Below are 24,873 nucleotides of genomic sequence, written 5' to 3' on the forward strand. Positions count from 1 at the left end.
TTCGAGATCAGTCCTCGTCCGCCTGAATGATGACTGCGCGCAACAGCTTGGCCATCGATCGGCCGGCCGCCCGCAGCGGTGCAGGATCGCCGGCGGCCCGACTGAGCATGAAAGCCCCCTCCAGCATCATGACCATCGACTACGCGAGGGACTGCACCGTCTCCGGTAAGGCCACCCAACGGCCGAACCACCGCGTCGCCGTACCGACCCGCTCCTCGAAAACCTCTGCCGTCGCGACCCGCAACACCTCATTGCTGCTCGCGACTTCCAGGGCCACCGTCCCGATCGGGCATGCGTCGGCATAGTCGGCCGCTGCAAGGTCGTCCGCAGCCGCTTCGAAAGCGTGCACGAGGGACTCCATCGGGTCCGGCACGCGGTCCAGCAGAGCCAGTGCCATTCGGCCGTACTCGGTTCCGGACGCGCGGATCATGTCCTCTGCCAGTTACTGCTTGCCACCAGGGAAGAAGTGGTGGATCGAGCCGAACGGTGCGTCCGCCTCCGCCGCGATCCGCTTCAGGTCGGCGGCCGAGTAGCCGTGTCGACGGAACAGCACCGCACCGCCACCCCGGATCCGGGCTCGCGTGTCTGACTGTCCCGTTGCCTTCCACCCCTTTCCTCTCCAAGATTCCAGTACAACGATCTATCAGGTGGGGGGGTAAGGATGCCGAGAATCGAGTTGTCGTCCGGACCAATCGACTATCAGGACACCGGCGGCGAGGGGCCTGTGCTGGTGTTCGGCCACGGTCTACCGATGAACGAGACCCAGTGGCGCAAGGTGGTACCGCTGCTGGACGGATACCGCTGCGTCCTGCCCACTTTGCCCCTGGGTGGTCACCGTCAGCCGATGAACCCGGATGCCGACCTGTCCCAGCGCGGTGTCGCCCGGATCCTGGGCGAGTTCATCGATGAGCTACGTCTGAACAGGGTGACACTCGTACTCAATGACTGGGGCGGGGGCCAGTTCCTGCTGCTGGACGGGCAGGACCAGCACATCGCGCGCCTGGTGCTGGTGGCCTGCGAGGCATTCGACAACTTTCCTCCAGGACCGGCCAAGGCCATGGCGCACGTGTGCAGAGTTCCCGGCGGCGTCCGGCTCCTGACGCGACTCATGCGAGTTCCCGCCTTCCGTCACAGCCGGGGCGGATACGGCGGGATGAGCCTGCGTGGGGTTCCCGACGAGATCATGGACGACTGGTTCGCTCCCGCCACCCGCAGCAGGGCCATCCGCAGGGACTTCGCCAAATTCGCCACCGGGGCACCCGAACGTAAGACATTGCTCGCCTGGAGCGAGCGACTGCGTGACTTCGACCGCCCGGTGCTGGTCGTCTGGGCGACCGAGGACCGGTTGATGCCGCGTGAGCACGGCCCCCGGCTGGCCGAGCTGTACCCGCAGGGCCGGCTGATCGAGATCGCCGACTCGTCCACCCTCATCCCCGAGGACCAGCCCGAACGACTAGCCGAAGTACTCACCGACTTCCTGATCCAAACCGGAGCAGAGCCGGTCCGACACGTCTCCTGAGGTCGGGGGCGGTAGGCGGATCCGACAGCAGCTACCGCCCTCCCGCCCAGGTCGAAACTGCAAGCCGGGCCGGTGCCGCTTGGTACCGGGTGAAGTGACGCATCGGATCACCCGACAGCGCCGGGACACGGACGCCGCCCACCCGCACGATCAAGGTCGTCGACATGCCGGTGTGGGTCGAGTTCAGCGGAGCCGTGCAGGTCGCCCAACTGCGGCGTGCTGTCACCAAGATGGGACGACGGACCGTCGAGATCGTCCATCGGATCACCAGCGCGGACGCAGCTGCCGCCCCCGCCTGCAGTCCTGGCCGCATGAGTGCAGTCGCACCGGGAGATCGAGAACCGCCAGCACTGGGTCCGTGACGTCACCTTCGCCGAGGACCGCTCCAAGGCCCGCACCGGAAACGCACCCCGCAGCATGGCCGGCCTCCGCAATGCCGCGATCACCCTGCTCCGCCTGGACGGCCACCAGAACATCGCCGCCACCCCAGGACATCACGCCCGCGACACCGACCGCCCGATGAACCTGCTCCTGCGGGCATGATCAACGACTTTGCCGGGGCCCTGGTCCGGGGCCGAACTCACCGCGCAACGGTCTCGCCCGACGACAGTGGCTGCGTAGGTCGTTGCAGCTACGCAGCCACAGACTCAATCAGACATTGCTGATTTCCTGTACAACGCCCGAACGAATGTCGTGGTAATAGACCCGCCAGTCCGGACCCAACTCATGGAGAAGATCCTGTGCGATCCTCTCCCCTTTCTCAACAAAAAGATGCTCGGCACCCTTCGATGAGAATTTCGAGGAAGCAGGATCATCCAAGTTGATCACCTCATCAAACTCGTCAGACCACTCCGTCAAACGCTCCGCCAAAATGACTGATAGTCCCAGTCGCTTGTCGTTCGGTGCCAGATTCTCCAGGTTCGGCTCAGACACCCATAGAGGAAAGCACTCGTAGTCGGCCATTACTTTGATGGTTCGTCGCATGCTAAGCCTCACTTCATGGTGGTGGGATTGGCGCCGACCACGAAACCGTTACTTCCTACACTCACGGCGATCGTGCAAGTCTCGCCCTTGAAGTCGATCTCGTAGCCGACGTCACCAACATGGTGACCACCGCCGACTTCAACAAGGATGGCCGCCCCGACGTCGCGGCCATCACGAAGGACGGCAACATCCACGCCTTCTACGCCACCACCGACGGCAGCCTCATCTACGGGCGCGAACTGTGGCCGTCCATCGGCTGACCCCGGCCTGAGTCAGTCACGCACCGGCGCGACCCACGCCCCGTGGGCCGCGCCGCTCCGCCAGAACACAGCGGGGAACAAGCCATGACGATCCTCGGAGCGGGCCGAGGCCAGGTGTAGCTGCTCAAGGGTCATCTGTTCACGGAGGCAGAAGTGAGCGATGCCGAGAGCGACGCGGCCGTCCGACTCTGGAGAACGTGGCTCAGGACGACATCAGCGGATTCACCGACCCCCACGAAGAGGCCGTGCAGGAACTGATTGCCGCTAAGACCACCGCGAGCCCGCGCTCGTCGAATCGGCCCCGCCAAAGTGACGAAAACAGCCGCCCGCAAGCCGAAATGCGCCTGACACCCGTCATCTGGCCGATGCGCCTCTCGGGGCCGACGCACCCTTGAGAGCAACCGTGCCGTGTGTGTCGCCTGCATCTTCCACGGCACCGTCACCGGCACCGTCGTCTCGACCGACCTCGGCTCCCCACGTGATCCGGCAGACCGCTAGCCCTCAGGGTAGAAGAGGAACAGCGTGCAGCCCGTGGTGGTCGAGGGCACGTGCCACGACCCGGCCGGGGCGTGCAGGAACGTCCCGGCCGGGTAGTCGCGTGCTCCGTCGTTGAAGGTGCCGGCAACCACGTAGACCTCCTCCGGGCCGGGCTCGTGAACGTCGCGGTGTGGCCAGGAGGCGCCCGCGTCCATCTCCAGCACGTTGGCGTGCGCGCCGGACGGCCCCTGCCACAGGGGGCGGAGCCGGATCCCGGGAAACAGTTCACGGACCGGGGATTCGTCGACAGAGACGGAGGTGTAGCCCTCTTGCGTAAGGATTTCGGGGTGCATGCCTGCAACAGTGCCGTGCGTGGGCCGCGACGGGACAGAGTCTGCGATGACACCGTGGGGTACTTTCGTGCCATGCATCGCGTGGTGGCCCTGGTACGCCCGGTGCAGTCGACGTTCGAACTCGGCTGCGCCGTCGAGGTCTTCGGCACGAAGCGGCCAGGGATGTCGCAGCACTACCGGTTTGAGGCGTGCACGGAGACGCCCGGCCCAGTGCCGACGACGGGCGGGTACGCGATGTCCGTGTCACGGGACTTGTCGGCGCTCGATACCGCGGACACCGTGATCATCCCGGGCTGGCTGCCGGTGGAAGAGCCGCTGTCCGATCCCGTACGCCGAGCGCTGCTGCGGGCCCACGCGCGTGGGGCACGGCTGGTCACCATCTGCTCCGGGGTGTTCGCGCTGGCCCGCACCGGGCTGCTGGACGGCCGCTCGGCCACCACGCACTGGGCGCGCGCCGAGCAGCTGCGACGCGAGTTCCCCAGGGTACGAGTAGAGCCGGACAGGCTCTATGTGGATCACGGCGACGTCGCTACCAGCGCCGGCGCGGGAGCGGGGTTCGACCTGTGCCTGCATCTGGTCCGGCACGACCACGGGGCCGCATACGCCGCCCTGCTCGCACGGCACATGGTGCTGCCGCCGCATCGCGAGGTCGGCCAGGCGCAGCACGCGCCGCCTCCACCGCCCGGGGACGCGCTCAACGGCCTGCCCAAGTGGGCCGACGAGCGCCTGGGGACAGCGTTGTCGGTGGACGACCTGGCCGCATACCTCGGCGTCTCGCCCCGCACCCTTGCCCGACGCTTCGCCAAGTGGTTCGGCACGAGTCCGGGTGCATGGCTGCTCTCGCGGCGGGTGGCCGCGGCGCGCACTCTGCTGGAGGAGACGGACTTGCCGGTCGAGACGATCGCGGCCCGCGTTGGCCTCGCCTCCGCGGTCAACCTGCGCCGCCGCTTCCGCACCCGGACGGGCACGACCCCGGGTGCCTACCGGCAAGCGTTCAGGGCCCCGTGATCCATCCACCGGACGGGCCCTGGCCGGGGGACATGTCTCCGGCGTTGGCCGGACGCAGGGACGACAGGATGATCTCTTGTGCCGCACCGACCGTGGCCGCGAGGGCGGCCGGGTCTCGGCTGACGCGTTCGGCGCCGGCGCGCATGGCACCGGAGAGCAATTCGACCGTGAGGCGCACCTCGTCGATATCACGGAACTCCCCGCGCGCTATGCCGTCCCGGATGACGTTCTCCACCTCGACCACGATCGCGTGGAACGGACTGTCCGGCTCCCGCGGCACATCGTCGGCCGGCCGGCCCGAGCCCGGCAGGAACATCATCTGCAGGACCGGGTCCGTGAATGCTTCCAGAACCGCCTCGATGATCTCCCGCAACCGCGGCGCCGCCGGGTCCGAAGTCCGGGCGGCGATCGCCGCCACCCGATCGATCCCGGGCCGGCCCGCCCGCTGAGTCAGCGCCAGGACCAGCGCGCCCTTGTCACGGGCGTAGTTGTACAACGTGTTGCGCGCGAGCCCGGCGCGGGTCGCGATGTGGCCCAGAGTGATGGAGTCGTAGTCGCGCTCGAGCAGCAGCCGCCGCAGCGCCTCAGCGAGGCCGGCCCACACCATCTCGTGGTGCTCTTCGATGCTGGCGCCCCGGATTCTCGGCATCCGAGCATTCTCCCTTACGCTCCCGGACCCGACTGGCCGGCGGTCACGCCGGTGCCCGAGAGGTGCGAGTTCTCCTGGTACTTCGAGGTGAGCTTGACGCGGCTGAGCCGCCAGCCGTCCGCAGTGCGGACCGCCTCATTGTCGTAGAAGCCCACCACCAGCCAGCGGTTGGGGCCGTCGCCTGCGACCTCGTCGGGGAGCCAATGCTCGGCACGGACGTGCGCGTGGATCCTCGCGCTGTCGCCCTCGATGTCGATGACATGGCCGGAGATGACGTGGTGCGTCGCGGCGAAAGGCGCGAAAGAGCCGCGGAGGACCTCGACGTAGTCGCCGAGCGCCATGGAGGTCGGCGGAATGTCGGCGACCGACGAGAAGTCGAGCGTTACCGGATCGGTGAAGACGAGGCCAGGCAGCTCGGTGAACTCCTTGAGGTCCGCCACATCGGCATAGCGACCCATCAGCTCGATGAGTTCGGCGCGATCACTGAGTGTGTTCATGAGGGGGGCTCCAGTCCAGTGGCGAGGGATGCGACGCTCTGTCGTAAAGTTTACGACAGGTTGACGTAAAACTCTCGTCGGGGGCCTCACCGGCGCCCGCACGCCCCCTGTCACCAACGCTTGTGGTTCAAGACGTCTGGGGAGCACCCCTGCGGGGCGGGGAGCAGCGCAGAGGCCGCGACTTCCTGAGGGCCGTTTCTCCGGGCCCCGGCGCATCGCGCCGACGGCAGATCAGAACCCAGGAAAGAGATGCCGGCTGAGCTCGGCGAGCCGTTCATCGGGGTCGGCACCGACGGGTCGGCCGATGTCCGCATGGCCCCACTCCATTCCGCGACCTCACCGTCGCTCGCCCGCTCAATACCCCACCGGTCGGTGCGGACCCGGCCTACCGGTTCGCGGCTTCGCGAGAGGCGATCCGGTTCGTGCGAACGACCGCGCGGCCCACCGTGTTGCGCACCGCGAGGCCCGGCCGGGTGCGGGGCACCATCAGCCTGGAGAGCAGACCGACGCGTCGCTGCCGCGGACCCACCTCACGGCGGAGCCGCGACTCGTAGGCGGCGAAGGCGCGGGCGTGATCTCCGGGATGGGCGGCGAGCTCTTCCGCGAGGGCGTACGCGCCCGCCATCGACATGCTGGACCCGTCACCCAGCAGGGCTGTCGCCGCCGCCGCGTCCCCGAGCAGTACGACCCGTCCGCGGGACCATGACGGCACCCGGATGGTGGTCAGGGGGTCGAAGAACGGAGCCGGGTGGCCGAGGAACGCCGCCACAAGCTCCGGTGCCCGCCACCGCACGTCGGCGTAGGCGTCCGCCACGGTCTGCTTGTGAAGGGCGATGTTCTTGCGGTCGTGAGGGGCCGGCTGCGCGGCCCGGAAGGTGAAGATCGCGAGCGGAGTGGTCCGCGAGGGGTGGACGACCAGCATCCGGTTGGGCACCGTCAGCATCGTCATCTCGCTCGGGTCGTCGATGGCGTCGGGTTCCAGCGGCACGGTCGCGCCGTACAGGCCCAGGCCGCTCGCGAACTGCCGCTCGGGTCCGAACACCAGGCGCCGTACGGTGGAGTGCATCCCGTCGGCACCGACGACCAAGTCGAAGCGCCGTGGCGTGGACCGCCGGAAGGTGACGTCGACCCCACCTTCGTCCTGGTCGAGAGCAGTGACCGTGTCGTCGAACAGGAACTCGGCCTCGGTCTGCGCCGACCCGTGGAGCACCTCGGACAGGTCGGCCCGGGTCACCTCGACCGTCGGCGCCTCGTCCGAGGTGAGCGGGAGTTGAAGGATTGGCCTGCCGCTGGGGTCGAGCAGCGTCAGTGACCGATTGCGGGTGGCGAGCCCGCGGAGCTGCGGGAGGATGCCCATGCGGTCGGCGACCGGGATCGCCGGCCCCTTCACGACGATCGCGCTACCACCGGAGCGCAGCTGCCGGGCATGTTCGACGACCGTCGGGCGGTAGCCATTCCGGGAGAGCCAGTACGCGAGTGCGGGCCCTGCGATTCCGGCACCGACTATCAGCACCTCGGGCTTCTTCATGACGATGACCTCTCGGAGTGTCGATGACCCGGTCCCCGGTGAGTGCCGGGGCCGGGTCTCGGGGCACGGCGGCACGGGGCAGCACAACCGGAACCAAGGTAAAAAAGATTTGGTACCTCAGTGGAGCACATCCTTCAGGTACGATTCAAGTTGTACCTGAAGGGGGTGCCGCGTGACCGGGAAGAACCTGGAGGGCCCGGAGGCCGATGCGCTCGACCTGGGTGCGGTGTTCCGTGCCCTCGCCGACGAGCGCCGTCGTTCGGTGTTGACGCAGTTGGCCGCCGACCGCAGCGACAACGAGCGGGGCTGCAACTCGTTCGATCTTCCGATCTCGAAGCAGAGTCAGACCCACCACTTCCGCGTCCTGCGCGAGGCGGGTCTCATCGACGAGGTCGACTACGGCAACCGCAAGGGCATCCGTCTACGACGCGCGGACATCGAGAAGAGATTCCCCGGGCTGCTCGCCCTCCTGGGAGCAGACCCTCCGGGCGACACCGCTCCTCGCTGAGCACGGGTGGGCACAGGTGAGCACACGCGTTCGCCCTTGGTCCCTCGACTGCTCCCTCGGCTGGTCCCTGGCCTCCGGGACCGTACTTCTACTGCCGGGCTCATAAAGGCAGTTAGCGCTGGAGGAGTGGGCGCGACGGCGTGATGAGCGCCCGGCCATGCGCTTCAGTCCAGGCGGTACGTCTCCAGCAACCGCAGCCACACCTCGCTGATCGTCGGATACGCCGGGACCGCGTGCCACAGCCGGTCGATCGGGACCTCCCCCGCGATCGCGACGGACGCCGAGTGCAGCAGCTCGCTGACCCCGGGGCCCACGAAAGTGGCGCCGACGAGGACCTCACGGTCGAGGTCGACGACCATACGGGCCCGGCCCCGGTAGCCATCGGCGTAGAGACCTGCTCCCGCGACGCCCGCCATGTCGTAGTCCACCGCCCTGACCCGGTATCCGGCGCTCTCCGCCTCGGCGAGGGTGAGACCCGACGATGCCGCCTCCGGGTCCGTGAAGACCACCTGGGAGACCGCGGCGTGGTCGGCGGTCGCGGCGTGCGCGCCCCAGCGGTCGGTCTCCAGGAGCGGGACGCCCTGGGCGCGGGCGATGATCGCGGCACCCGCGATCCTGGCCTGATACTTGCCCTGGTGGGTCAGCAGGGCGCGGTGGTTGACGTCCCCGACGGCGTAGAGCCAGTCGGTGCCGTCGACCCGGCAGCTGTCGTCCACGGTCAGCCAGGAACCAGCGGTCAGGCCCACCGAGTCCAGGCCGATGTCGTCGGTGCGCGGGGCGCGGCCGGTGGCGACGAGGATCTCGTCGGCCTCGATCCGCTCGCCGTTCTCCAGCACCACCGTCGCCGGTCCCTCACCCCGCTCGACCGAGGCGGCGGACGTGTGGAGCCGGATGTCTGCCCCGGCCTCCCGCAGCGCCGACGCCACCAGCTCGCCCGCGAAGGGTTCCATCCGGGGCAGCAGCCCTCCGCCGCGTACGAGCATCGTCACGCGGGAGCCGAGTGCCTGCCAGACGGTGGCCATCTCGGTGGCCACCACTCCCCCGCCGATGATCACCAGACGCGCCGGTACCGACCGGGCGCTGGTCGCCTCCCGGCTGGTCCAGGGCCGGGCCCCGGCCAGCCCCGGCAGCTCGGGCACGACCGCGCGGCTTCCCGTGCACACGGCGACCACATGCCGTGCGGTCAGCTGTCGCTGCTGTCCGTCGGGACCGGTGACGACGACCTTCCTCCGGCCGGCGAGGCGCCCCTGGCCGCGGTAGAGGTCCACGCCGATGCTCTCCAGCCAGTCGACCTGGCCCGCGTCCTTCCAGTGCGAGGTGTAGTCGTCCCGGTGGGCGAGCACCTCCGCGACGTCGAGGGGCCCCTGCACCGCGCCGCGCAGACCGGGGACCCGCCGGGCGTCGGCGCGCGCCGTCACCGGGCGCAGCAGGGCCTTGCTCGGCATGCACGCCCAGTAGGAGCACTCACCGCCGACCAGTTCGCTCTCGACCACCGCCGCGCTCAGGCCGCCGGCGCGGGCGCGGTCCGCCACGTTCTCGCCGACCGGGCCCGCGCCGAGCACCACCACGTCGTACACCGTGTTCTCCATGCCATCGGTCATGGGAGCCAGTCTGGTACGGGGTGTGCCGTGCGGCCACATGGGCAGTCGGAATAGGACAGCGAACACCACGGTTGACGCGGGCGAACACACCGGTCAGCCACGAAAGGCGGGCACAGCATGAGCACGGTCGAGCTCACCAAGGAAAACTTCGACGATGTCGTGACCGACAACGACTTCGTCCTCATCGACTTCTGGGCTTCTTGGTGCGGACCGTGCCGTCAGTTCGCCCCGGTCTACGAGGGCGCGTCCGAGCGGCACAACGATCTTGTCTTCGCGAAGGTCGACACGGAGGCCCAGCAGGAACTGGCCGCGGCCTTCGAGATCCGCTCCATCCCCACCCTGATGATCGTGCGGGACAACGTCGCGGTCTTCTCGCAGCCCGGCGCTCTGCCGGAAGCGGCTCTGGAGGACGTGATCGGGCAGGCGCGCGCGCTGGACATGGACGAGGTCCGCAAGTCGGTGGAGAACGCCAAGGAGGGCGAGGCGTAGCCCCTCGCACCTCGCTCCGACAGCTTGAGCGGGCCCGGGTTCCGGCCGGAACCCGGGCTCACTGCTGTCTGCGGCTCTCAGCGTTCGAGTACGAGCGCGAGGCCCTGGCCCACACCGATGCAGAGGGCGGCGAGCCCGGTGCCGGAGCCGGCCGCGGCCAGCTGGTGCGCGACGGAGCCCGCGAGCCGCGCCCCGGAAGCGCCGAGCGGGTGGCCGATCGCGATGGCGCCGCCGCGTGGGTTCACGACGGCCGGGTCGAGTTCCGGCCATTCCGCCAGGCAGCCGAGGGACTGGGCGGCGAACGCCTCGTTCAGCTCGAAGGTGGTGAGGTCGGCGAACCCCTTGCCCGCCTTGGTGAGGGCCCGCCGGGCCGCCTCGACCGGGCCGAGCCCGAAGAGCTGCGGCTCGACCCCGGTCACCGCGGATGCCCGGATCCGGGCGAGCGGTTCCCGGCCGGTGGCGCGCAGCCCCTCGTCGTCGACCAGCAGCAGAGCGGCGGCCCCGTCGTTGAGCGGGGACGCGTTGCCCGCGGTGACGGTGCCGTCCTCGCGGAAGGCCGGCTTGAGCCGGGCGAGCGCCTCCATGCTGGAATCCGCGCGGATGCACTCGTCGCGGGTGAGGTCGGCCCCGTCGTACGGCACGACCTCCCCGTCGTAGAGGCCGGCGTCCCAGGCCGCGGCGGCCTTGCCGTGGCTGGCCAGGGCGAAGGCGTCCTGCTGTGCCCGGCTGATGCCGTGCTTGTCGGCGATGAGTTCGGCGCCCTCGCCGAGCGCGACGGTCCACTCCGCGGGCATCCGGGGGTTGGTCATCCGCCAGCCGAGCGTCGTGGAGTGCAGCTGCTGATGTCCGGCAGGGAAGGCCCGTTCGGGTTTCTGCAGCACCCAGGGCGCCCGCGACATCGACTCGACGCCGCCCGCGACAGCCACCGAGGCGTCGCCCACCGCGACCGCGCGGGCCGCCTGGATGACGGCTTCGAGCCCGGAGCCGCAGAGCCGGTTGACGGTGACCCCGGGGACGGAGACCGGAAGTCCGGCCAGCAGCACGGCCATTCTGGCCACATCGCGGTTGTCCTCGCCCGCGCCGTTGGCGTCGCCGAAGTACACGTCGTCGATCCGGGACGGGTCGAGGCCGGGGGCGCGCGCCACCAGCGACGCGACGACGTGGGCCGCCAGGTCGTCGGGGCGTACCCCGGAGAGCGCCCCCGCGAATTTCCCGACCGGCGTACGGACTGCGTCGACGATGTAGACGTCGCGGATACTCATCGGATCTCTCCCAGGCCACCCGGCCGTTCGCCGGGTGAACGATCGTTCAGGACGGCTGTCGGCCCGAGTCTCTGCCCGGCCTCGCTCCCTGTCAACGCCCGCACCCTCTCACTGCCGGGCGAGCACCTTCCACAGATCCGGGTCCTCGAAGCCCAGTGCCCAGAGCGAGGTGTCGCGCACCCCGTATCCGCGGACCGCGGCCAGCTGCACGGCGGCGCCCCGCGCGTCCTGGTACCAGACGGTCCTGGGCTCCGCCCCGTCCCGGTAGGTGAAGTGCGGGGTGCCCGACTCCGGGTCGAGCGCATAGGGCGCGCCGACCTTGCGGCGCAGCGCGTCCGCCTGCTTCCAGGTCAGATGGCGGGCCGGGCGGCTGCCGTCGGCGGGCCAGTCCCAGCCGTAGCCGGGCAGCGCCGTCTCGATCTTGGCCGCGGGCACCAGTGCAGTCGCCCGGCGCAGGATCTCGTCGTACCAGGCCGTGCTGGAGAGCGGTCCCGGCGGGCCGCCCGACCAGTGCAGGTCGTACGCCATGATGCGCATCCGGTCGGCGGCCCTGCCGATCGCCGCGTAGTCCCAGATGCGGCCGGTGGTGGCCGTCTGCGGGGAGACGGTGACGACGCACTGCTTGCGCACGGCGTGCAGCTTCGCGCAGAGGCCGGTGACGAAGGCCGCGTACGCGGAGCGCACTTTCCGGTAGCCGGCCGTGGGTGTGGTGGTGATGGTCTCGTAGTCGAGGTCGATGCCGTCGTAGCCGTGGCCGCGCGCGAGCCGGACCAGGGCCGCGGTGTGCGCGGTGCGCAGGGCGGGTGTGGTGAGGATCCTCGCCAGCTCGCCGCGCTTCATGGTGTCCATGTCCATGACCGTGGGGATGACCTGGATCCCGGCCCTGTGCAGCCCGTCGATGATGCGTGTGTCGCCCGCGCCGGGGTGTCCTTCGATACGGTCCGCCGCCGCTGCCTTGTACCAGAAGGGGCTGACGGTGTGCAGTTGACCGGCGTGGCGCAGGGCGTCCTGGTAGCCGGTCTCCTGGTCCCAGTAGGGCAGCCAGGCCGAGGCGGTGCGCCGGCCGGCTCCGGTGTCCGGCGGCTCGTGCGGGCTCGACGCGGCCGCGTTCGCGGGGAGGGCGACGGCCAGGGCGCATACGAGACCGGTCAGTGAACGGGCGGTGCGGGAGGCAAGCGCAGTGATCATGGCCAGAGCGTGACGACGATCGCCGGGTCCCGCCCTGCGGGCTGGTCCGTCCAGGTTCTAACGTGACCCGGATGACGACATATCAGGGTGACCACACCGACCTGCCCGGCAGCACGGGCCCGACCGCCACGACCGAGGCCGAACCGCGTGACATCGGCCCGGTCAGGACGTCGTACGCCCCCGCCCACGACGGCGATCCCGACCCCGGCGAGATCGTCTGGACGTGGGTGCCGTACGAGGAGAACGACGGCCGCGGCAAGGACCGCCCGGTCCTGGTGGTGGCGCGGGAGCAGGCGGGCACCCTGCTCGCCGTACGCCTCTCCAGCAAGCCGCACGACAGGGACCGGGAGTGGCTGGCGATCGGCGCCGGGCCGTGGGACCGCGAGGGGCGTGAGTCCTGGGTCGATCTGGACCGGGTGCTGCGCGTGCACGAGGGCGGGATGCGGCGCGAGGCGTGCGCACTCGACCGGCCGCGTTTCGACGCCGTCGTGGACCGGCTCAGGGAGCGCTACGGCTGGCGGTGACCCGGCACGGCCGACGACGGACGCGCCCCGGGTGGCCGAGCGTTGCCCGGCAGGCGCGGCCCGGCGGTGAAGGCCCGGGGAATCCCCGGACAACAGGGATTCCGGCCGCCCGGGGCGCTCTTGTGCGGACCGTCGGCAGTGGCTTAGGTGGGACGGAGCGTTTTCCGGGAGGCACCGGACAACGGCCGAAGGTATCTTCGCCACGAGGAGCCGATCATGACCATGCCGCTGCTGACCGAGGTGAACGCGGAGCACCTGCTCCGATGTATCTGCTTCAAGACAGGACCGCCCCGTACGGTCGGTGTCGAGCTCGAATGGCTCGTGCACGACCTGCACCACCCCGAGTCGCCGGTGTCCGAGGAACGGATCGCGCGGGCGCAGACGGTGGTACGTGCGCTGCCGCTCGTCTCGGCGCTCACTTTCGAGCCCGGCGGACAGCTGGAGCTCAGCTCGCTGCCCGCCGCGTCACTGACCGAGTGCGTCGACTCGGTGTCCACGGATCTCGCCGCTGTGCGCGGTGCGTTGCGTGGCGAGGGACTGGTGCTCACCGGTCTCGGGCAGGACCCCTGGCATCCGCCGCGCAGGCTGCTGCGCGAACCGCGGTACGACGCGATGGAGACGTATCTGGACCGGCACGGCCCGGCCGGCCGGTCCATGATGTGCGGTTCGGCCTCCATCCAGGTCTGCCTGGACGCGGGGCACGCCGAGCCGGGTCCGCTGGGCTACGGCAGGCGCTGGAAGCTGGCGCATCTGCTGGGTGCGGTACTGGTGGCCGCGTTCGCCAACTCCCCGCACCGCCAGCGCCGTACGACCGGCTGGCTCTCCACCCGGCAGTCCCAGTGGGCCGATCTCGACCCGGTGCGGTCGCTCGCGCCGTACGACGGCCCGGAGCCCAGGACGGCCTGGGCGGCGCATGTCCTGGACGCTCCGGTGATGTGCATCCGCGCCGACGCGGGCCCCTGGCCGGTGCCGGAGAACCTCTCGTTCCGGCAGTGGCTGCGTACCGGCCTGCCCAGACCGCCGACCCGGGAGGATCTGGACTACCACCTGACGACGCTGTTCCCTCCGGTGCGGCCGCGCGGCCATCTCGAACTGCGCATGATCGACGCGCAGCCCGGTGAGGACGGCTGGACGGTGCCCCTGGCGGTGACCGCGGCGCTCTTCGACGACCCTGCCGCGGCCGAGACCGTGTACCGCGCCGTCAAACCCCTCGCGGAGACCGCGGGCCGGTCGCCCGCGCCGCGCAACCCGCTCTGGGAGACCGCGGCCAGGAGCGGCCTCGCCGACCCCGAGCTGCGCGCGGCCGCCGTGCTCTGCTTCGCCGCAGCGCAGGAGGCGCTCCCCCGGCTCGGTGCCTCGACCGCCGTGCTGGACGCGGTCTCCGCCTTCGCCGCCCGCTATGTCGCGCGCGGCAGGTGCCCCGCCGACGATCTGCTGGATCCCGACCACGGGAAGGATCACCGCTCATGACCGCCGACCCCACAGCCGACCCCGCCGCTGTGCGTCGCAGCGCGCTCGACGCCCTGACCGCGGCCCGCAGCCGTACCAGCGCGCTCACGGACTGCGTCGAGGACAGTGAACTCATCGCGCAGCACTCGCCGTTGATGTCCCCTCTCGTCTGGGATCTGGCGCATATCTCCAACCAGGAGGAGCAGTGGCTCCTGCGGGCCGTCGCCGGCCGTGAGGCGATGCGCCCCGAGATCGACTCGGTCTACGACGCCTTCGAGCACCCGAGGGCCACCCGCCCCTCCCTGCCGCTGCTGCAGCCCGCCGAGGCGCGGCGCTACGCGTCGGATGTACGGGGCAGGGTCATCGACGTGCTGGAGAGCGCGCCGCTGCACGGGCGGCCGCTGGTCGACGCCGGGTTCGCCTTCGGGATGATCGCCCAGCACGAGCAGCAGCACGACGAGACGATGCTCATCACCCACCAGCTGCGCAACGGCCCCACCGCACTGACCGCCCCCGCGCCGCAGCACACGGACAGCACCGCCCTGCCGGACGAAGTCCTCGTCCCCGGTGGCCCGTTCACCATGGGCACATCGGACGAGCCGTGGGCGCTGGACAACGAACGCCCCGCGCACCAGCGGCTCGTACCGGCCTTCCGTATCGACACCGCCCCGGTCACCAACGGCGCGTTCCTGCGGTTCATCGAGGACGGCGGATACCGCGACGAGCGCTGGTGGCAGGAGAAGGGCTGGGACCTGGTCCGCGGCCACGAGCTGACCGCGCCGCTGTTCTGGCGCCGGGAGGGCGGTCAGTGGCTGCGCCGTCGCTTCGGCGCCGTGGAGCCCGTGGCACTCGACGAGCCGGTGCTCCACGTCAGCTGGTACGAGGCGGACGCCTATGCCCGCTGGGCGGGGCGGCGGCTGCCGTCCGAGGAGGAGTGGGAGAAGGCCGCACGCCACGACCCGGCGACCGGCCGTTCGTACCGCTACCCCTGGGGCGACCAGGACCCCACCCCTGAGCGGGCCAACCTGGGCCAGCGCCATCTCGGCCCCGCCCCGGCCGGCAGCTATCCGGAGGGTGAATCCCCGCTGGGCGTAAGGCAGTTGATCGGCGATGTGTGGGAGTGGACGTCCAGCGACTTCCTGCCCTACCCGGGCTTCGCCGCCTTCCCCTACCGCGAGTACTCGGAAGTGTTCTTCGGCCCGGACCACAAGGTGCTGCGGGGCGGCGCGTTCTCCGTGGGCGAGGTGGCCTGCCGGGCGACCTTCCGTAACTGGGACCTGCCGGTGCGCCGTCAGATCTTCTCCGGTTTCCGGACCGCGAGGGATGCCTGATGTGCCGTCATATCGCTTTCCTGGGACCGCCGGAGCCGCTCGGCGAGGTGCTGGTGCGGCCCCGGCACTCGCTGGTCCGCCAGTCGTGGGAACCGCGCAGACAGCGGCACGGGACGGTCAACGCCGACGGGTTCGGGGTCGGCTGGTACGCCGACGGCGACCCGGTGCCCGCACGTTACCGGCGTAACGGGCCCATCTGGGCCGACCTGTCCTTCCCCGATCTCGCCCGGGTCGTACGCAGCGGGGCGGCGCTTGCGGCGGTCCGCGACGCCACCGAGGCGGGCGCCGACGGCGAGGCCGCGGCGGCGCCGTTCGCCGCAGGGCCCTGGCTGTTCAGCCACAACGGCGCGCTCACCGGCTGGCCCGCGAGCGCCGCACCACTGGCCGCCACACTCCCGGCCGCCGAGCTGCTCGGCATGGCGGCGCGCTGCGACTCCGCGCTGGTCTGGGCGCTCGTCCTGCACCGGCTGCGGGAGGGCGATCCGCTCGGCCAGGCGCTGTCCGACACCGTCACCGAACTCGCCGCGGCCGCGCCCGGTTCACGGCTGAACCTGCTGCTGACCGACGGAGCCGCCGTCGCCGCCACCGCCTGGGGCGACACCCTCTGGTACCTCACCGAGCCGGACACGGCCGGCGAGGCGAGCGCCGGAGTGGCCGCCGGAGCGAGCGCCGGTGCGGCCGGCCGCACGGTCGTCGCTTCGGAGCCGTACGACGACGCTCCGGGCTGGCGGGAAGTCCCGGACCGCACCCTGCTCGTGGCGACCCGCACCGATGTCCAGCTGACCCCCCTCAAGGAGCCCACGGCGTGAGTCCCTTCCAGCTGACCCGCACCCTGCCCGAGGACGCCACGGACGCGGCACTGCGCGCCGATGTGCTCCAGGGCCTGACCCGTACGCCCAAGACGCTGCCGCCCAAGTGGTTCTACGACGCGCGCGGCAGTGAGCTGTTCGAGGAGATCACCGCACTGCCCGAGTACTACCCGACCCGCGCCGAGCGGGAGATCCTGCTCGCCCGCGCGGGCGACATCGCGGCCGCCACCGGTGCGCGCACCCTGATCGAGCTGGGTTCGGGGTCGTCGGAGAAGACCCGGCATCTGCTCGACGCGCTGCCCGAACTGGAGACGTACATCCCGGTGGACGTGAGCGGGAGCGCGCTCACCGCCGCTGCGGACGCGCTGCTCGCCGAGCGGCCGGGACTCACCGTGCACGCGCTGATCGCGGACTTCACCCGCGAGCTGGCGCTGCCGGCCGCTCCCGGCCCCCGGCTCGTCGTCTTTCTGGGCGGAACGATCGGGAATCTGCTGCCTCCCGAACGCGCCGCGTTCCTGCGGTCCGTACGGAGTCTCCTGGAGCCCGGCGACCATCTGCTGCTCGGCACGGACCTGGTCAAGGACGAGAGCGTGCTGGTGCCCGCGTACGACGACGCGGCCGGTGTCACCGCCGCCTTCAACAAGAACGTACTGAGCGTCATCGACCGGGAGCTGGGGGCGGACTTCGATCCGGCCGCCTTCGACCATGTCGCGGTCTGGGACGCCGGGAACGAGTGGATCGAGATGCGGCTGCGGGCGCGCGCGGCGTTCACCGTGAAGATCCCCGAGCTGGATCTGGCGGTGCCGTTCGCGGCGGGCGAGGAGATGCGGACGGAGGTGTCGGCCAAGTTCCGCGAGGAGCGGGTACGGGACGAACTGGACGCCGCCGGGCTGGCGTTGCAGCACTGGTGGACGGATTCCGGCGAGCGGTTCGCGCTGTCGCTCAGCGGTCCACCAGCTCGTCGGTGAGGAGCTTCGACGCCTTCTTCGCCGCTGTTCCCGCGTCCTGGCCGGTGAGCACTTCCGCCATATAGGGCTTGATCGGGTTGTCCGCCTCGACCGCCGCCCAGCGCGGCGAGTTCGGGGTGGCCCGGCCGCGTGCCGCGCCCGCGGCCATCGCGGCCGTCCCCTCCTCGCCCTTGACCACACCTGCCAGCGTGGTCTTGTTGGGGACGTAGCTCATGGTCCTGGCCAGCTCGGTCTGCCAGGTGCGGCCGGCCAGGGCCTCGACGACGCCGACCGCCGCGTCACCGTGGCGGGCCTTGTCGGGAATGATCAGGTCGGAGCCCCCGGTGAACACGGCGGACGGCTTGGCCGCCGTCCGCCCGGGGATCGGGAAGAAACCGAGCTTGCCCTTGAGCCGTGGGTTGTCCTTGAGGATGGTCTGCGCCGTGCCGGGCACCGCGATGATCTGCCCGACGTCGCCCTTGGCGAACACGTCGGCCTGCTGCGGATGGGCCTCGTCCGCGTTCTTTGGCCCGTCGCCCAGGCCCTGCAACTGCTTGTAGAAGTCCATGCCTCTGATCGCGGCCGGGGTGTCGAGGGCGCCGGTGTAATTGCCGCCGGCCTCCTCGGCCAGTTCTCCGCCCTCGTCCCAGATGAAGCCGGAGAGGGTGTACCAGTCCTGTCCGGCCAGATAGATGCCCTGCCGGCCGCCGCTGTTCAGCTGCTCGGTGTCCTTGATCCACTGTGTACGCGTCCTCGGCACCGCGGTGATCCCGGTGTCCCGGAACAGGTCCTTGTTGTAGATGACGACGCGGTTGGCCGCGTACCAGGGAATGCCGTACTGGGCGCCGTTGATGCTCCCGGGGTCGGCGAGGCCGGGCAGCCAGTCCTTGCTGCCGAGGTCGCGGACCGATTCGAGGGTGAGGTCGCGCAGCCCGCCGCTCTCGGCGTACATCGCGACCTGCGTGTTGCCGACCTCGATCAGGTCGGGGCCGTCGCCGGAGCGGACGGCCGCCGTGACCTTGGCGCCGATTCCGCTCCACTCCTGGATGCGGACATCCAGCTTGATGTTCTTGTGCTTGCTCTCGAAGTCCTTGGTGAAGCGCTGGACGAAGCCGTCGGACGCGCTGCCCTTCATCAGCCACACCGTGACGGTGGTGGCGCCGTCACCCGTGCCCGGCAGATAGCCGCAGCCGGTGAGCGCGCTCGCCGCCAGTGCGGTGGCGGCGAGCAGGGCCGCACAGCGTGGGGCGGTGCGGTGCGGGCCGAAGCGGTGGGGGCCGCTGCGGTGCGGGCCGGGACGGTTCTTCACGGAGGTCACCTCTGTCGTAAGGAAACGGCAGTTCATGACCCGACGTGGGGGAAGCGCGGACGGCTCGGACGGGTTGGCTGGATTTTGGTACAGACCAATCCTCGCGGTCAAGGCCCCGGCGGCGGCGCGCGGAGTACGGCCGGGTGCGTCACCGTGGAGGAAGGCGACGAAAGGAGCGGTCATGACGGAGCACACCTACCGGGTGACGGAGATCGTCGGCACCTCCCACGAGGGCGTGGACCAGGCCATCCGCAACGGCCTGGGGCGCGCGGCCAGCACACTCAGGGGCCTCGACTGGTTCGAGGTCACCCAGGTGCGCGGGCAGATCGTGGACGGCCGGGTCGAGCACTACCAGGTCGGCCTGAAGGTCGGCTTCCGGCTGGAGGACGAGGGGTGAACCCCGGCGCTCCCCCACCGGCGGGCGCCCGTGGGAGCCGGTGGGGGAATGCGCGCCGGGCCGGGGCGTTGACCCTGTTGTGAGTTCTGCGATCTCCTCGACCCGATTCTCCGTACTGGACCGCTCCCGCACCCGCGAGGGAGGCGACGGGCCACAGGCCCTGCGGGACACCGTGCGCTTCGCGCAGCAGGCCGAGGCACTCGGCTACCACCGGTTCTGGGTATCGGAGCATCACAGCGTCCCCGGCGTCGCGGGCTCCGCGCCCACCGTCCTGGCCGCGGCGGTCGCTGCCGCCACGTCGACGATCCGGGTGGGCACCGGCGGGGTGATGCTGCCCAACCACCGGCCGCTCGTCGTCGCCGAGCAGTTCGGGGTGCTCGAAGCGCTCTTCCCCGGCCGGATCGACATGGGCCTGGGCCGGTCGGTCGGCTTCACCGACGGCATCCGCAGGGCGCTGGGACACGGCAGGGAGGACGCCGACGACTTCGCCGGACAGGTCGCCGAGCTGCTGGGTTACTTCACCGGGGACCAGACCGCGCACCCCCAGGTGCACGCCCGGCCGGCCGAGGGGCTCCGGCCGCCCGCCTTCATCCTGGCGACCGGCGCCGGAGCCCGGGTGGCCGCCGCCGCCGGGCTGCCGCTGGTGATCGCCGCGGTGTGGGGCGAGGACGAGATGCTGCGCGCGGTGGACGGCTACCGCGCGTCGTTCCGCCCGTCGCCCTGGGGCGAGCGCCCGTACGTCGTGCTCTCGGGCACCGTCGCCGTGGCACCCACCACCGAGGAGGCCCGCCGGATCCTGCTGCCCGAGGCGTGGTCCACGGCCCGCTCGCGCACCCGTGGCAGCTTCCCGCCGCTCGCCCCGGCCGAGCGGATCGCGGGGCTGCGGATGACCGAACGGGAGCGGACCCTGTTCGAAGAGGCGCAGCGCGGACAGCTGCACGGCACCGATGACGAGGTGGCGGAGGGGCTGGAGAAGGTGCTGAGCCGCAGCGGCGCCGACGAGTTCCTGGTCACGACCAGTACGTACGACCGTACGGCGCTGCTCGACTCCTACCGGCGGCTCGCGCGGATCACCGGCTGAACGGACGGCCGCCGAGCCGCCGCGCCCGGCCTGTCCAGCGTCCTCAGATCCGGCCTGGTCGAGGGGCGAAAGGGCTGTCAGACGACCGTCCTGCCGCCCTCCAGCAGGCTCTTCAGCTCCGAGAGGATCACCACCCAGCCGCCGCTGACACCTTCCAGCATCTTGCTGTCCGGGCTGTCGAAGCCGTCGTGCGTGATGGTGAGCTTGACCCCGGCGGACGGCGTCGCGGCGGGCTCGATGTCGAAGGTGACCTTCGAGCGCTCCTGGCGGGCCGCCTCGAACTGCTCGTCCGAGGTCTCGTCGAACAGCTCCCGGTGCATGGACTGGAGCGTGTGCCAGGTGTACGAGAGCCGCTTGCCGGGTTCGGCCTCCAGGACCCGCTGGCCGAGGTCCTCGAAGTCGCCGTCGGACCCCATCTTCCACTCGACGACCGACCCCGGCCGCCAGTCCGAGCGGGGGCCCCAGCCGTCCATGTACTGCTTGATGAACTCCCAGTCGGTCAGGGCCCGGTAGAGCTTCTCGGGGGTGGTCCTGAGGTAGATGACGTAGACGAATTCCGGCCTGTCCATGACTGGTCCCTCCAAGGAACGCTTCAGCTGCGAGAGCGCCGTCAGCCGCCCCCGTTCGTACCGGCCGATCCAGCGGTCGGCTATCTCCTGGATGGGCACGGGGTTGAGGTAGTGCAGCTTCTCTCTGCCGCGTCTGACGGACGTCACCAGCTGGGCCCCGGCCAGCACCGCGAGGTGTTTGCTCACCGCCTGCCTGCTCATGTCCAGGCCCTCGCTCAGCTCCCGCAGACTCTGTCCGTTCCGGGCGTTGAGCCGGTCCAGGAGCCGTCTCCGGTTCGGATCGGCCAGTGCCCTGAACGCCTCATCCATGCTCACGCCCCCAGGATACGCAACCATTTGGTTGCCTATCAAGCGGAGGCTCCCCGTCCTGGTGGCCGCTCCGGCTCTGCTACGGTTTCCGCATGTCAGTGATCCGTTGGTATCAGCGCTATGAGCCGGCTCCGGGTGGAGCCGGAGGTCACTTGCGCTGACCGACCGATCACCCGGAGCCAGCAAGGCAGAGACGCACCGTCTCTGCCTTTCGTCGTACAGGCGGGCTGGTACCGGACGGCGTGGCACTCCACGCACAGGGCCTCCCGCCGCAGCAGAACGGGAAGCCCCATGAACACCCCCTCCCCCACCACCAGCACATCCGGCCCGTCCGACACCGGCGATCTGCGCGTCACCGGCTTCCAGCGTCTCGTCGCGCCGTCGGCCCTGCGCGGTGAACTCCCCCTGGACGCCGGGCGCATGGCACTGGTCCACGACAGCAGGCAGGCCGTGCGGTCCGTGCTCAGCGGCGACGACGACAGACTCCTGCTCGTCGTCGGCCCCTGCTCCGTCCACGACCCGGCGGCGGCACTGGACTACGCCAGGCGGCTCGCGGCGGCCGTCGCCCCGCTCAGCGGTGAACTCTGCGTCGTCATGCGGGTCTACTTCGAGAAGCCCCGGACCACACTCGGCTGGAAGGGCCTCATCAACGACCCCGGACTGGACGGCTCACACGATGTGGAGCGGGGGCTGCGCACCGCCCGCCAGGTCCTGCTGGACGTGCTCGGCACCGGGCTGCCCGTCGGCTGCGAGTTCCTGGAGCCGACCGGCCCGCAGTACATCGCGGACGCGGTGACCTGGGGTGCGATCGGCGCCAGGACACCGGAGAGCCAGGTGCACCGCCAGCTCGCGTCCGGTGTGTCGATGCCGGTCGGCTTCAAGAACGCGACGGACGGCGACGTCCAGCCCGCGATCGACGGCTGCCGGACGGCTGCGGGCAGCCATGTGTTCTTCGGGGTCGACGGTGAGGGCCACGGCTCGGTCGTCTCGACGTCCGGCAACCCGGACTGCCATGTGATCCTGCGCGGTGGCCGCGGCGGGCCCAACTACGGCCCGCAGGACGTCAGCGACGCACTCGCGCTGCTGGACAAGGCGAACATGCCGGGCCGGCTGATCATCGACGCGAGCCACGCCAACAGCGGCAAGGACCCGGTCCGCCAGGCGGAGGTCGTACGGGAGATCGCCGGCCGGGTGGCGGCGGGCGAGCAGGGCATCGCGGGGCTGATGCTGGAGAGCTTCCTCCTGGAGGGCCGCCAGGAGCCGGGCCCGCTCAGCACCCTGACGTACGGCCGCAGCGTGACCGACGCCTGCGTCGGCTGGGAGGAGACCGAGCGGCTGATCGGCGAGCTGGCAGCGGCCGTCGTGCGGCGGCGCGGGGCCGGCCGCTGACGGCGGCCGCGCCAGGTGGCCGCGCCGGGTGGCCGCGCCAGGTGGCCGCCGTCCGGTGCCGCGGCTCTAGAATTCCGGTATGCAAAGCCCTCATGACCCGTATGTCCGTGTCCGTGGCGCCCGCGAGCACAATCTGCGTGGCGTCGACGTGGACATCCCCCGCGACTGCCTGGTGGTGTTCACGGGGGTCTCGGGCTCGGGCAAGTCGTCGCTGGCCTTCGGCACGATCTACGCGGAGGCCCAGCGGCGCTACTTCGAGTCGGTCGCCCCGTACGCCCGGCGTCTCATCCACCAGGTGGGCGCGCCGAAGGTCGGCTCGATCAGCGGTCTGCCGCCCGCGGTCTCCCTCGAACAGCGCAGGTCGGCGCCCACGTCCCGGTCCTCGGTCGGGACGGTCACCACGCTCTCGAACTCGCTGCGGATGCTCCTCTCGCGGGCGGGCGACTATCCGGCGGGCGCGGACCGGCTCGACTCCGACGCGTTCTCACCGAACACGGCGGCCGGCGCCTGTCCGGAGTGTCACGGCCTGGGGCGGGTGCACAGGACCAGTGAGGCGCTGCTGGTGCCCGATCCCTCGCTCTCGATCAGGGAGGGCGCCATCGCCGCCTGGCCCGGGGCCTGGCAGGGCAAGAACCTCCGCGATGTGCTCGACGCGCTCGGCCACGACGTCGACCGGCCGTGGCACGAACTGCCGCAGCGTGACCGCGACTGGATCCTCTTCACCGACGAGCAGCCGGTGGTGACCGTGCACCCGGTGCGGGACGCGGGACGGATCCACCGCCCCTACCAGGGCACGTACATGAGCGCCCAGCGCTATGTGCTGCACACCTTCGCGGACTCGAAGAGCCAGTCGCTGCGCGCCAGGGCCGAGCGCTTCCTGTCGAGCGCCCCGTGTCCGGTGTGCGGGGGTCACCGGCTGCGCCCCGAGTCGCTCGCGGTGACCTTCGCCGGCCGTACGATCGCCGAACTCGCCGCGCTCCCGCTGTCCGGCCTCGCCGGGGTGCTGGCCGGGCACGACGGCAGCGAGACGGCGAAGGTGCTGACCGCCGACCTGCTGGCCCGTATCGCCGTCGTCACCGAACTGGGTCTCGGCTATCTGAGCCTGGACCGCAGCACCCCGAGTCTTTCCTCCGGCGAACTGCAACGGCTGCGCCTCGCCACCCAGTTGAGGTCGGGGCTCTTCGGCGTCGTGTATGTGCTGGACGAGCCGTCGGCGGGTCTGCACCCGGCGGACACCGAGGCGCTCCTGGTGGTGCTCGACCGGCTCGGGGAGAGCGGCAACTCCGTCTTCGTGGTCGAGCACCAGCTGGATGTCGTACGCCGTGCGGACTGGCTGGTCGATGTGGGGCCCGAAGCGGGCGAGCACGGCGGCCGGGTGCTGCACAGCGGGCCGCCCGAACGCCTCGCGGACGTGGCCGATTCGGTGACCCGGCACTATCTCTTCGACCGGTCGGCGGCTCCGGAGCGCGCGGTGCGGGAGCCGGCCGGGCTGCTGGAGATCGGGCCGGTGACCCGGCACAATCTCGACGCCCTGCGGGCCGTGGTCCCGCTCGGTTTGCTCACTGCGGTGACCGGGGTATCGGGCTCGGGGAAGTCCACCCTGGTCAGCGAGATCACCGAGGAACTCCCCGGCGTACAAAGGCTGGTGACGGTCGACCAGAAGCCGATCGGCCGTACTCCCCGGTCCAACCTGGCCACGTACACCGGTCTGTTCGACACCGTACGGAAGCTGTTCAGCGCCACCGACGAGGCGCGGGCCCGCGGCTACCGGGCCGGGCGGTTCTCCTTCAATGTGCCGGGCGGGCGGTGCGAGACCTGCCAGGGCGAGGGGTTCGTCTCCGTCGAGCTGCTGTTCCTGCCCAGTACGTACACGCCGTGCCCGGACTGCCACGGCGCGCGCTACAACCCGCGGACGCTGGAGATCAGGCACCGGGGGCTCTCCATTGCGGAGGTACTCGATCTGACGGTGGAGGCGGCCGCCGATTTCTTCGCCGGTTCGCCGCCCGCGGCGCGCAGTCTGCGGACCCTGCTCGACGTGGGGCTCGGCTATCTGCGGCTCGGACAGCCCGCGACCGAGCTGTCGGGCGGTGAGGCGCAGCGCATCAAGCTGGCGAGCGAGCTGCAGCGCGCCCGCGGAGCGCACACCCTGTACGTCCTGGACGAGCCGACCACCGGGCTGCATCCGGCCGATGTCGAGGTGCTGATGAGGCAGTTGCACGGGCTGGTCGACGCGGGCCACACGGTGGTGGTGGTCGAGCACGACATGGCGGTGGTGGCCGGGGCCGACTGGGTGATCGACCTCGGGCCCGGCGGGGGCGGCGACGGCGGCCGGATCGTCGCCGCCGGCCCGCCGGCCGAGGTGGCTGCCGCGTCCGGCAGCCGGACCGCGCCGTATCTGGCGCGGGCGCTGCGCGGGGCGTGACCGTGTGCCGCCCC

General features: G+C 70.8%; 28 protein-coding genes. 16 read left to right on the plus strand and 12 right to left on the minus strand.

Annotated elements, in window-relative coordinates; all coding sequences use genetic code 11:
• Nucleotides 1-139 precede the first annotated feature (139 nt).
• Entirely contained in the window at nucleotides 140-430 is a 291-nt protein-coding gene (locus OG510_RS03115) for a hypothetical protein (protein ID WP_406135093.1), read from the minus strand.
• Nucleotides 431-442: 12 nt separating this feature from the next.
• Nucleotides 443-553: a TetR family transcriptional regulator gene (locus tag OG510_RS03120; protein ID WP_406135094.1), complete on the minus strand. Its 111-nt coding sequence runs from the start codon at nucleotides 551-553 to the stop codon at nucleotides 443-445.
• 108 nt (nucleotides 554-661) lie between these two features.
• Between OG510_RS03120 and OG510_RS03125 the strand changes: the two genes are divergently transcribed.
• Nucleotides 662-1,519: an alpha/beta fold hydrolase gene (locus OG510_RS03125; protein ID WP_406135095.1), complete on the plus strand. Its 858-nt coding sequence runs from the start codon at nucleotides 662-664 to the stop codon at nucleotides 1,517-1,519.
• Nucleotides 1,520-1,834: 315 nt separating this feature from the next.
• The gene (locus OG510_RS03130; RefSeq protein WP_406135096.1) at nucleotides 1,835-2,062 is read left to right on the plus strand and encodes a hypothetical protein; all 228 of its coding nucleotides are present in this window, start codon (nucleotides 1,835-1,837) and stop codon (nucleotides 2,060-2,062) included.
• 108 nt (nucleotides 2,063-2,170) lie between these two features.
• On the opposite strand, the gene OG510_RS03135 is transcribed toward OG510_RS03130, so the two are convergent.
• Nucleotides 2,171-2,482 (minus strand): hypothetical protein, encoded by a 312-nt coding sequence (locus OG510_RS03135; RefSeq protein WP_406135097.1) that lies wholly within the window; start codon nucleotides 2,480-2,482, stop codon nucleotides 2,171-2,173.
• Nucleotides 2,483-2,622: 140 nt separating this feature from the next.
• On the opposite strand from OG510_RS03135, the gene OG510_RS03140 reads away from it, so the two are divergent.
• Together OG510_RS03140 and OG510_RS03145 are read left to right on the plus strand one after the other, a co-directional pair.
• On the plus strand, nucleotides 2,623-2,763 hold the full coding sequence (locus OG510_RS03140) for a hypothetical protein (RefSeq protein ID WP_406135098.1): 141 nt from the start codon (nucleotides 2,623-2,625) through the stop codon (nucleotides 2,761-2,763).
• 197 nt (nucleotides 2,764-2,960) lie between these two features.
• A complete protein-coding gene (locus tag OG510_RS03145; protein ID WP_406135099.1) occupies nucleotides 2,961-3,158 on the plus strand; it encodes a hypothetical protein in 198 nt (65 codons plus the stop codon).
• A 99-nt stretch (nucleotides 3,159-3,257) separates the two neighbouring features.
• Here OG510_RS03145 and OG510_RS03150 read toward each other — a convergent pair whose 3' ends face one another.
• Nucleotides 3,258-3,593, minus strand: a complete 336-nt coding sequence (locus OG510_RS03150; protein ID WP_406135100.1) for a cupin domain-containing protein — start codon at nucleotides 3,591-3,593, stop codon at nucleotides 3,258-3,260.
• A 72-nt stretch (nucleotides 3,594-3,665) separates the two neighbouring features.
• On the opposite strand from OG510_RS03150, the gene OG510_RS03155 reads away from it, so the two are divergent.
• Nucleotides 3,666-4,601 (plus strand): GlxA family transcriptional regulator, encoded by a 936-nt coding sequence (locus OG510_RS03155; protein ID WP_406135101.1) that lies wholly within the window; start codon nucleotides 3,666-3,668, stop codon nucleotides 4,599-4,601.
• Here the strand turns inward: OG510_RS03155 and OG510_RS03160 are convergent.
• From OG510_RS03160 to OG510_RS03170, 3 genes are all read right to left on the minus strand, one after another.
• Nucleotides 4,588-5,250, minus strand: a complete 663-nt coding sequence (locus OG510_RS03160; RefSeq protein WP_406135103.1) for a TetR/AcrR family transcriptional regulator — start codon at nucleotides 5,248-5,250, stop codon at nucleotides 4,588-4,590. The two genes, OG510_RS03155 and OG510_RS03160, sit on opposite strands and share 14 nt — an antisense overlap.
• A gap of 14 nt (nucleotides 5,251-5,264) precedes the next feature.
• Nucleotides 5,265-5,747 carry a nuclear transport factor 2 family protein gene (locus OG510_RS03165; protein ID WP_406135104.1) on the minus strand — a complete coding sequence of 161 codons (483 nt, stop codon included), beginning with the start codon at nucleotides 5,745-5,747 and terminating at the stop codon, nucleotides 5,265-5,267.
• Nucleotides 5,748-6,132: 385 nt separating this feature from the next.
• Complete coding sequence (locus OG510_RS03170; protein ID WP_406135105.1) at nucleotides 6,133-7,275, minus strand: FAD-dependent monooxygenase; 1,143 nt, start codon at nucleotides 7,273-7,275, stop codon at nucleotides 6,133-6,135.
• Nucleotides 7,276-7,447: 172 nt separating this feature from the next.
• Between OG510_RS03170 and OG510_RS03175 the strand changes: the two genes are divergently transcribed.
• Nucleotides 7,448-7,783: an ArsR/SmtB family transcription factor gene (locus OG510_RS03175; protein WP_406135106.1), complete on the plus strand. Its 336-nt coding sequence runs from the start codon at nucleotides 7,448-7,450 to the stop codon at nucleotides 7,781-7,783.
• A 164-nt stretch (nucleotides 7,784-7,947) separates the two neighbouring features.
• Here OG510_RS03175 and OG510_RS03180 read toward each other — a convergent pair whose 3' ends face one another.
• Nucleotides 7,948-9,384 carry a dihydrolipoyl dehydrogenase family protein gene (locus OG510_RS03180; protein ID WP_406135108.1) on the minus strand — a complete coding sequence of 479 codons (1,437 nt, stop codon included), beginning with the start codon at nucleotides 9,382-9,384 and terminating at the stop codon, nucleotides 7,948-7,950.
• A gap of 117 nt (nucleotides 9,385-9,501) precedes the next feature.
• On the opposite strand from OG510_RS03180, the gene trxA reads away from it, so the two are divergent.
• On the plus strand, nucleotides 9,502-9,873 hold the full coding sequence (trxA, locus tag OG510_RS03185) for a thioredoxin (RefSeq protein WP_164260600.1): 372 nt from the start codon (nucleotides 9,502-9,504) through the stop codon (nucleotides 9,871-9,873).
• 77 nt (nucleotides 9,874-9,950) lie between these two features.
• Here the strand turns inward: trxA and OG510_RS03190 are convergent, their stop codons facing one another.
• Nucleotides 9,951-11,135 carry a thiolase family protein gene (locus OG510_RS03190; RefSeq protein WP_406135110.1) on the minus strand — a complete coding sequence of 395 codons (1,185 nt, stop codon included), beginning with the start codon at nucleotides 11,133-11,135 and terminating at the stop codon, nucleotides 9,951-9,953.
• Nucleotides 11,136-11,243: 108 nt separating this feature from the next.
• Complete coding sequence (locus tag OG510_RS03195; protein WP_406135111.1) at nucleotides 11,244-12,323, minus strand: glycosyl hydrolase family 18 protein; 1,080 nt, start codon at nucleotides 12,321-12,323, stop codon at nucleotides 11,244-11,246.
• 71 nt (nucleotides 12,324-12,394) lie between these two features.
• Here OG510_RS03195 and OG510_RS03200 point away from each other — a divergent pair, with 71 nt between their 5' ends.
• From OG510_RS03200 to egtD, 5 genes are all read left to right on the plus strand, one after another.
• On the plus strand, nucleotides 12,395-12,847 hold the full coding sequence (locus OG510_RS03200; protein ID WP_406135112.1) for a type II toxin-antitoxin system PemK/MazF family toxin: 453 nt from the start codon (nucleotides 12,395-12,397) through the stop codon (nucleotides 12,845-12,847).
• A 216-nt stretch (nucleotides 12,848-13,063) separates the two neighbouring features.
• Nucleotides 13,064-14,317: an ergothioneine biosynthesis glutamate--cysteine ligase EgtA gene (gene egtA, locus OG510_RS03205; protein WP_406135113.1), complete on the plus strand. Its 1,254-nt coding sequence runs from the start codon at nucleotides 13,064-13,066 to the stop codon at nucleotides 14,315-14,317.
• Nucleotides 14,314-15,627, plus strand: coding sequence for an ergothioneine biosynthesis protein EgtB (gene egtB / locus OG510_RS03210; protein ID WP_406135115.1), 1,314 nt, complete (start codon nucleotides 14,314-14,316; stop codon nucleotides 15,625-15,627). Before egtA ends, egtB begins: the two co-directional genes overlap by 4 nt.
• On the plus strand, nucleotides 15,627-16,436 hold the full coding sequence (gene egtC, locus OG510_RS03215; RefSeq protein ID WP_406135116.1) for an ergothioneine biosynthesis protein EgtC: 810 nt from the start codon (nucleotides 15,627-15,629) through the stop codon (nucleotides 16,434-16,436). The genes egtB and egtC overlap by 1 nt, the downstream gene beginning before the upstream one ends.
• On the plus strand, nucleotides 16,433-17,404 hold the full coding sequence (egtD, locus tag OG510_RS03220; protein WP_406135117.1) for an L-histidine N(alpha)-methyltransferase: 972 nt from the start codon (nucleotides 16,433-16,435) through the stop codon (nucleotides 17,402-17,404). The genes egtC and egtD overlap by 4 nt, the downstream gene beginning before the upstream one ends.
• Here the strand turns inward: egtD and OG510_RS03225 are convergent.
• Entirely contained in the window at nucleotides 17,379-18,692 is a 1,314-nt protein-coding gene (locus OG510_RS03225) for an extracellular solute-binding protein (RefSeq protein ID WP_406135118.1), read from the minus strand. The two genes, egtD and OG510_RS03225, sit on opposite strands and share 26 nt — an antisense overlap.
• 181 nt (nucleotides 18,693-18,873) lie before the next feature.
• On the opposite strand from OG510_RS03225, the gene OG510_RS03230 reads away from it, so the two are divergent.
• Both OG510_RS03230 and OG510_RS03235 read left to right on the plus strand, forming a co-directional pair.
• Nucleotides 18,874-19,089 (plus strand): dodecin, encoded by a 216-nt coding sequence (locus tag OG510_RS03230; RefSeq protein WP_406135120.1) that lies wholly within the window; start codon nucleotides 18,874-18,876, stop codon nucleotides 19,087-19,089.
• A 79-nt stretch (nucleotides 19,090-19,168) separates the two neighbouring features.
• On the plus strand, nucleotides 19,169-20,170 hold the full coding sequence (locus OG510_RS03235; RefSeq protein ID WP_406135121.1) for an MsnO8 family LLM class oxidoreductase: 1,002 nt from the start codon (nucleotides 19,169-19,171) through the stop codon (nucleotides 20,168-20,170).
• A 77-nt stretch (nucleotides 20,171-20,247) separates the two neighbouring features.
• Here the strand turns inward: OG510_RS03235 and OG510_RS03240 are convergent, their stop codons facing one another.
• Nucleotides 20,248-21,048 (minus strand): ArsR/SmtB family transcription factor, encoded by an 801-nt coding sequence (locus tag OG510_RS03240; RefSeq protein ID WP_406142287.1) that lies wholly within the window; start codon nucleotides 21,046-21,048, stop codon nucleotides 20,248-20,250.
• A 291-nt stretch (nucleotides 21,049-21,339) separates the two neighbouring features.
• Between OG510_RS03240 and OG510_RS03245 the strand changes: the two genes are divergently transcribed.
• Together OG510_RS03245 and OG510_RS03250 are read left to right on the plus strand one after the other, a co-directional pair.
• The gene (locus OG510_RS03245) at nucleotides 21,340-22,437 is read left to right on the plus strand and encodes a 3-deoxy-7-phosphoheptulonate synthase (RefSeq protein ID WP_406135123.1); all 1,098 of its coding nucleotides are present in this window, start codon (nucleotides 21,340-21,342) and stop codon (nucleotides 22,435-22,437) included.
• Between the two features lie 79 nt (nucleotides 22,438-22,516).
• On the plus strand, nucleotides 22,517-24,859 hold the full coding sequence (locus OG510_RS03250) for an ATP-binding cassette domain-containing protein (protein ID WP_406135124.1): 2,343 nt from the start codon (nucleotides 22,517-22,519) through the stop codon (nucleotides 24,857-24,859).
• The last annotated feature ends 14 nt before the right edge of the window (nucleotides 24,860-24,873 follow it).

The organism is Streptomyces sp. NBC_01089 (assembly GCF_045162975.1).
In the GTDB taxonomy this organism is placed as follows: domain Bacteria; phylum Actinomycetota; class Actinomycetes; order Streptomycetales; family Streptomycetaceae; genus Streptomyces.

What these genes read in the sequence shown, in the direction of transcription:
- OG510_RS03155 (WP_406135101.1), top strand. Translation starts at nt 3,666, where the DNA reads ATGCATCGCGTGGTGGCCCTGGTACGCCCGGTGCAGTCGACGTTCGAA.
- OG510_RS03250 (WP_406135124.1), top strand. Translation starts at nt 22,517, where the DNA reads ATGCAAAGCCCTCATGACCCGTATGTCCGTGTCCGTGGCGCCCGCGAG.
- egtC (WP_406135116.1), top strand. Translation starts at nt 15,627, where the DNA reads ATGTGCCGTCATATCGCTTTCCTGGGACCGCCGGAGCCGCTCGGCGAG.
- OG510_RS03135 (WP_406135097.1), bottom strand. Translation starts at nt 2,482, where the DNA reads ATGGCCGACTACGAGTGCTTTCCTCTATGGGTGTCTGAGCCGAACCTG.
- OG510_RS03190 (WP_406135110.1), bottom strand. Translation starts at nt 11,135, where the DNA reads ATGAGTATCCGCGACGTCTACATCGTCGACGCAGTCCGTACGCCGGTC.
- OG510_RS03170 (WP_406135105.1), bottom strand. Translation starts at nt 7,275, where the DNA reads ATGAAGAAGCCCGAGGTGCTGATAGTCGGTGCCGGAATCGCAGGGCCC.
- OG510_RS03240 (WP_406142287.1), bottom strand. Translation starts at nt 21,048, where the DNA reads ATGGATGAGGCGTTCAGGGCACTGGCCGATCCGAACCGGAGACGGCTC.
- egtA (WP_406135113.1), top strand. Translation starts at nt 13,064, where the DNA reads ATGACCATGCCGCTGCTGACCGAGGTGAACGCGGAGCACCTGCTCCGA.
- OG510_RS03160 (WP_406135103.1), bottom strand. Translation starts at nt 5,250, where the DNA reads ATGCCGAGAATCCGGGGCGCCAGCATCGAAGAGCACCACGAGATGGTG.
- trxA (WP_164260600.1), top strand. Translation starts at nt 9,502, where the DNA reads ATGAGCACGGTCGAGCTCACCAAGGAAAACTTCGACGATGTCGTGACC.
- egtB (WP_406135115.1), top strand. Translation starts at nt 14,314, where the DNA reads ATGACCGCCGACCCCACAGCCGACCCCGCCGCTGTGCGTCGCAGCGCG.
- OG510_RS03150 (WP_406135100.1), bottom strand. Translation starts at nt 3,593, where the DNA reads ATGCACCCCGAAATCCTTACGCAAGAGGGCTACACCTCCGTCTCTGTC.
- OG510_RS03245 (WP_406135123.1), top strand. Translation starts at nt 21,340, where the DNA reads ATGAACACCCCCTCCCCCACCACCAGCACATCCGGCCCGTCCGACACC.
- OG510_RS03200 (WP_406135112.1), top strand. Translation starts at nt 12,395, where the DNA reads ATGACGACATATCAGGGTGACCACACCGACCTGCCCGGCAGCACGGGC.
- OG510_RS03180 (WP_406135108.1), bottom strand. Translation starts at nt 9,384, where the DNA reads ATGACCGATGGCATGGAGAACACGGTGTACGACGTGGTGGTGCTCGGC.
- OG510_RS03195 (WP_406135111.1), bottom strand. Translation starts at nt 12,323, where the DNA reads ATGATCACTGCGCTTGCCTCCCGCACCGCCCGTTCACTGACCGGTCTC.
- OG510_RS03230 (WP_406135120.1), top strand. Translation starts at nt 18,874, where the DNA reads ATGACGGAGCACACCTACCGGGTGACGGAGATCGTCGGCACCTCCCAC.
- OG510_RS03125 (WP_406135095.1), top strand. Translation starts at nt 662, where the DNA reads ATGCCGAGAATCGAGTTGTCGTCCGGACCAATCGACTATCAGGACACC.
- OG510_RS03115 (WP_406135093.1), bottom strand. Translation starts at nt 430, where the DNA reads ATGATCCGCGCGTCCGGAACCGAGTACGGCCGAATGGCACTGGCTCTG.
- OG510_RS03140 (WP_406135098.1), top strand. Translation starts at nt 2,623, where the DNA reads ATGGTGACCACCGCCGACTTCAACAAGGATGGCCGCCCCGACGTCGCG.
- OG510_RS03165 (WP_406135104.1), bottom strand. Translation starts at nt 5,747, where the DNA reads ATGAACACACTCAGTGATCGCGCCGAACTCATCGAGCTGATGGGTCGC.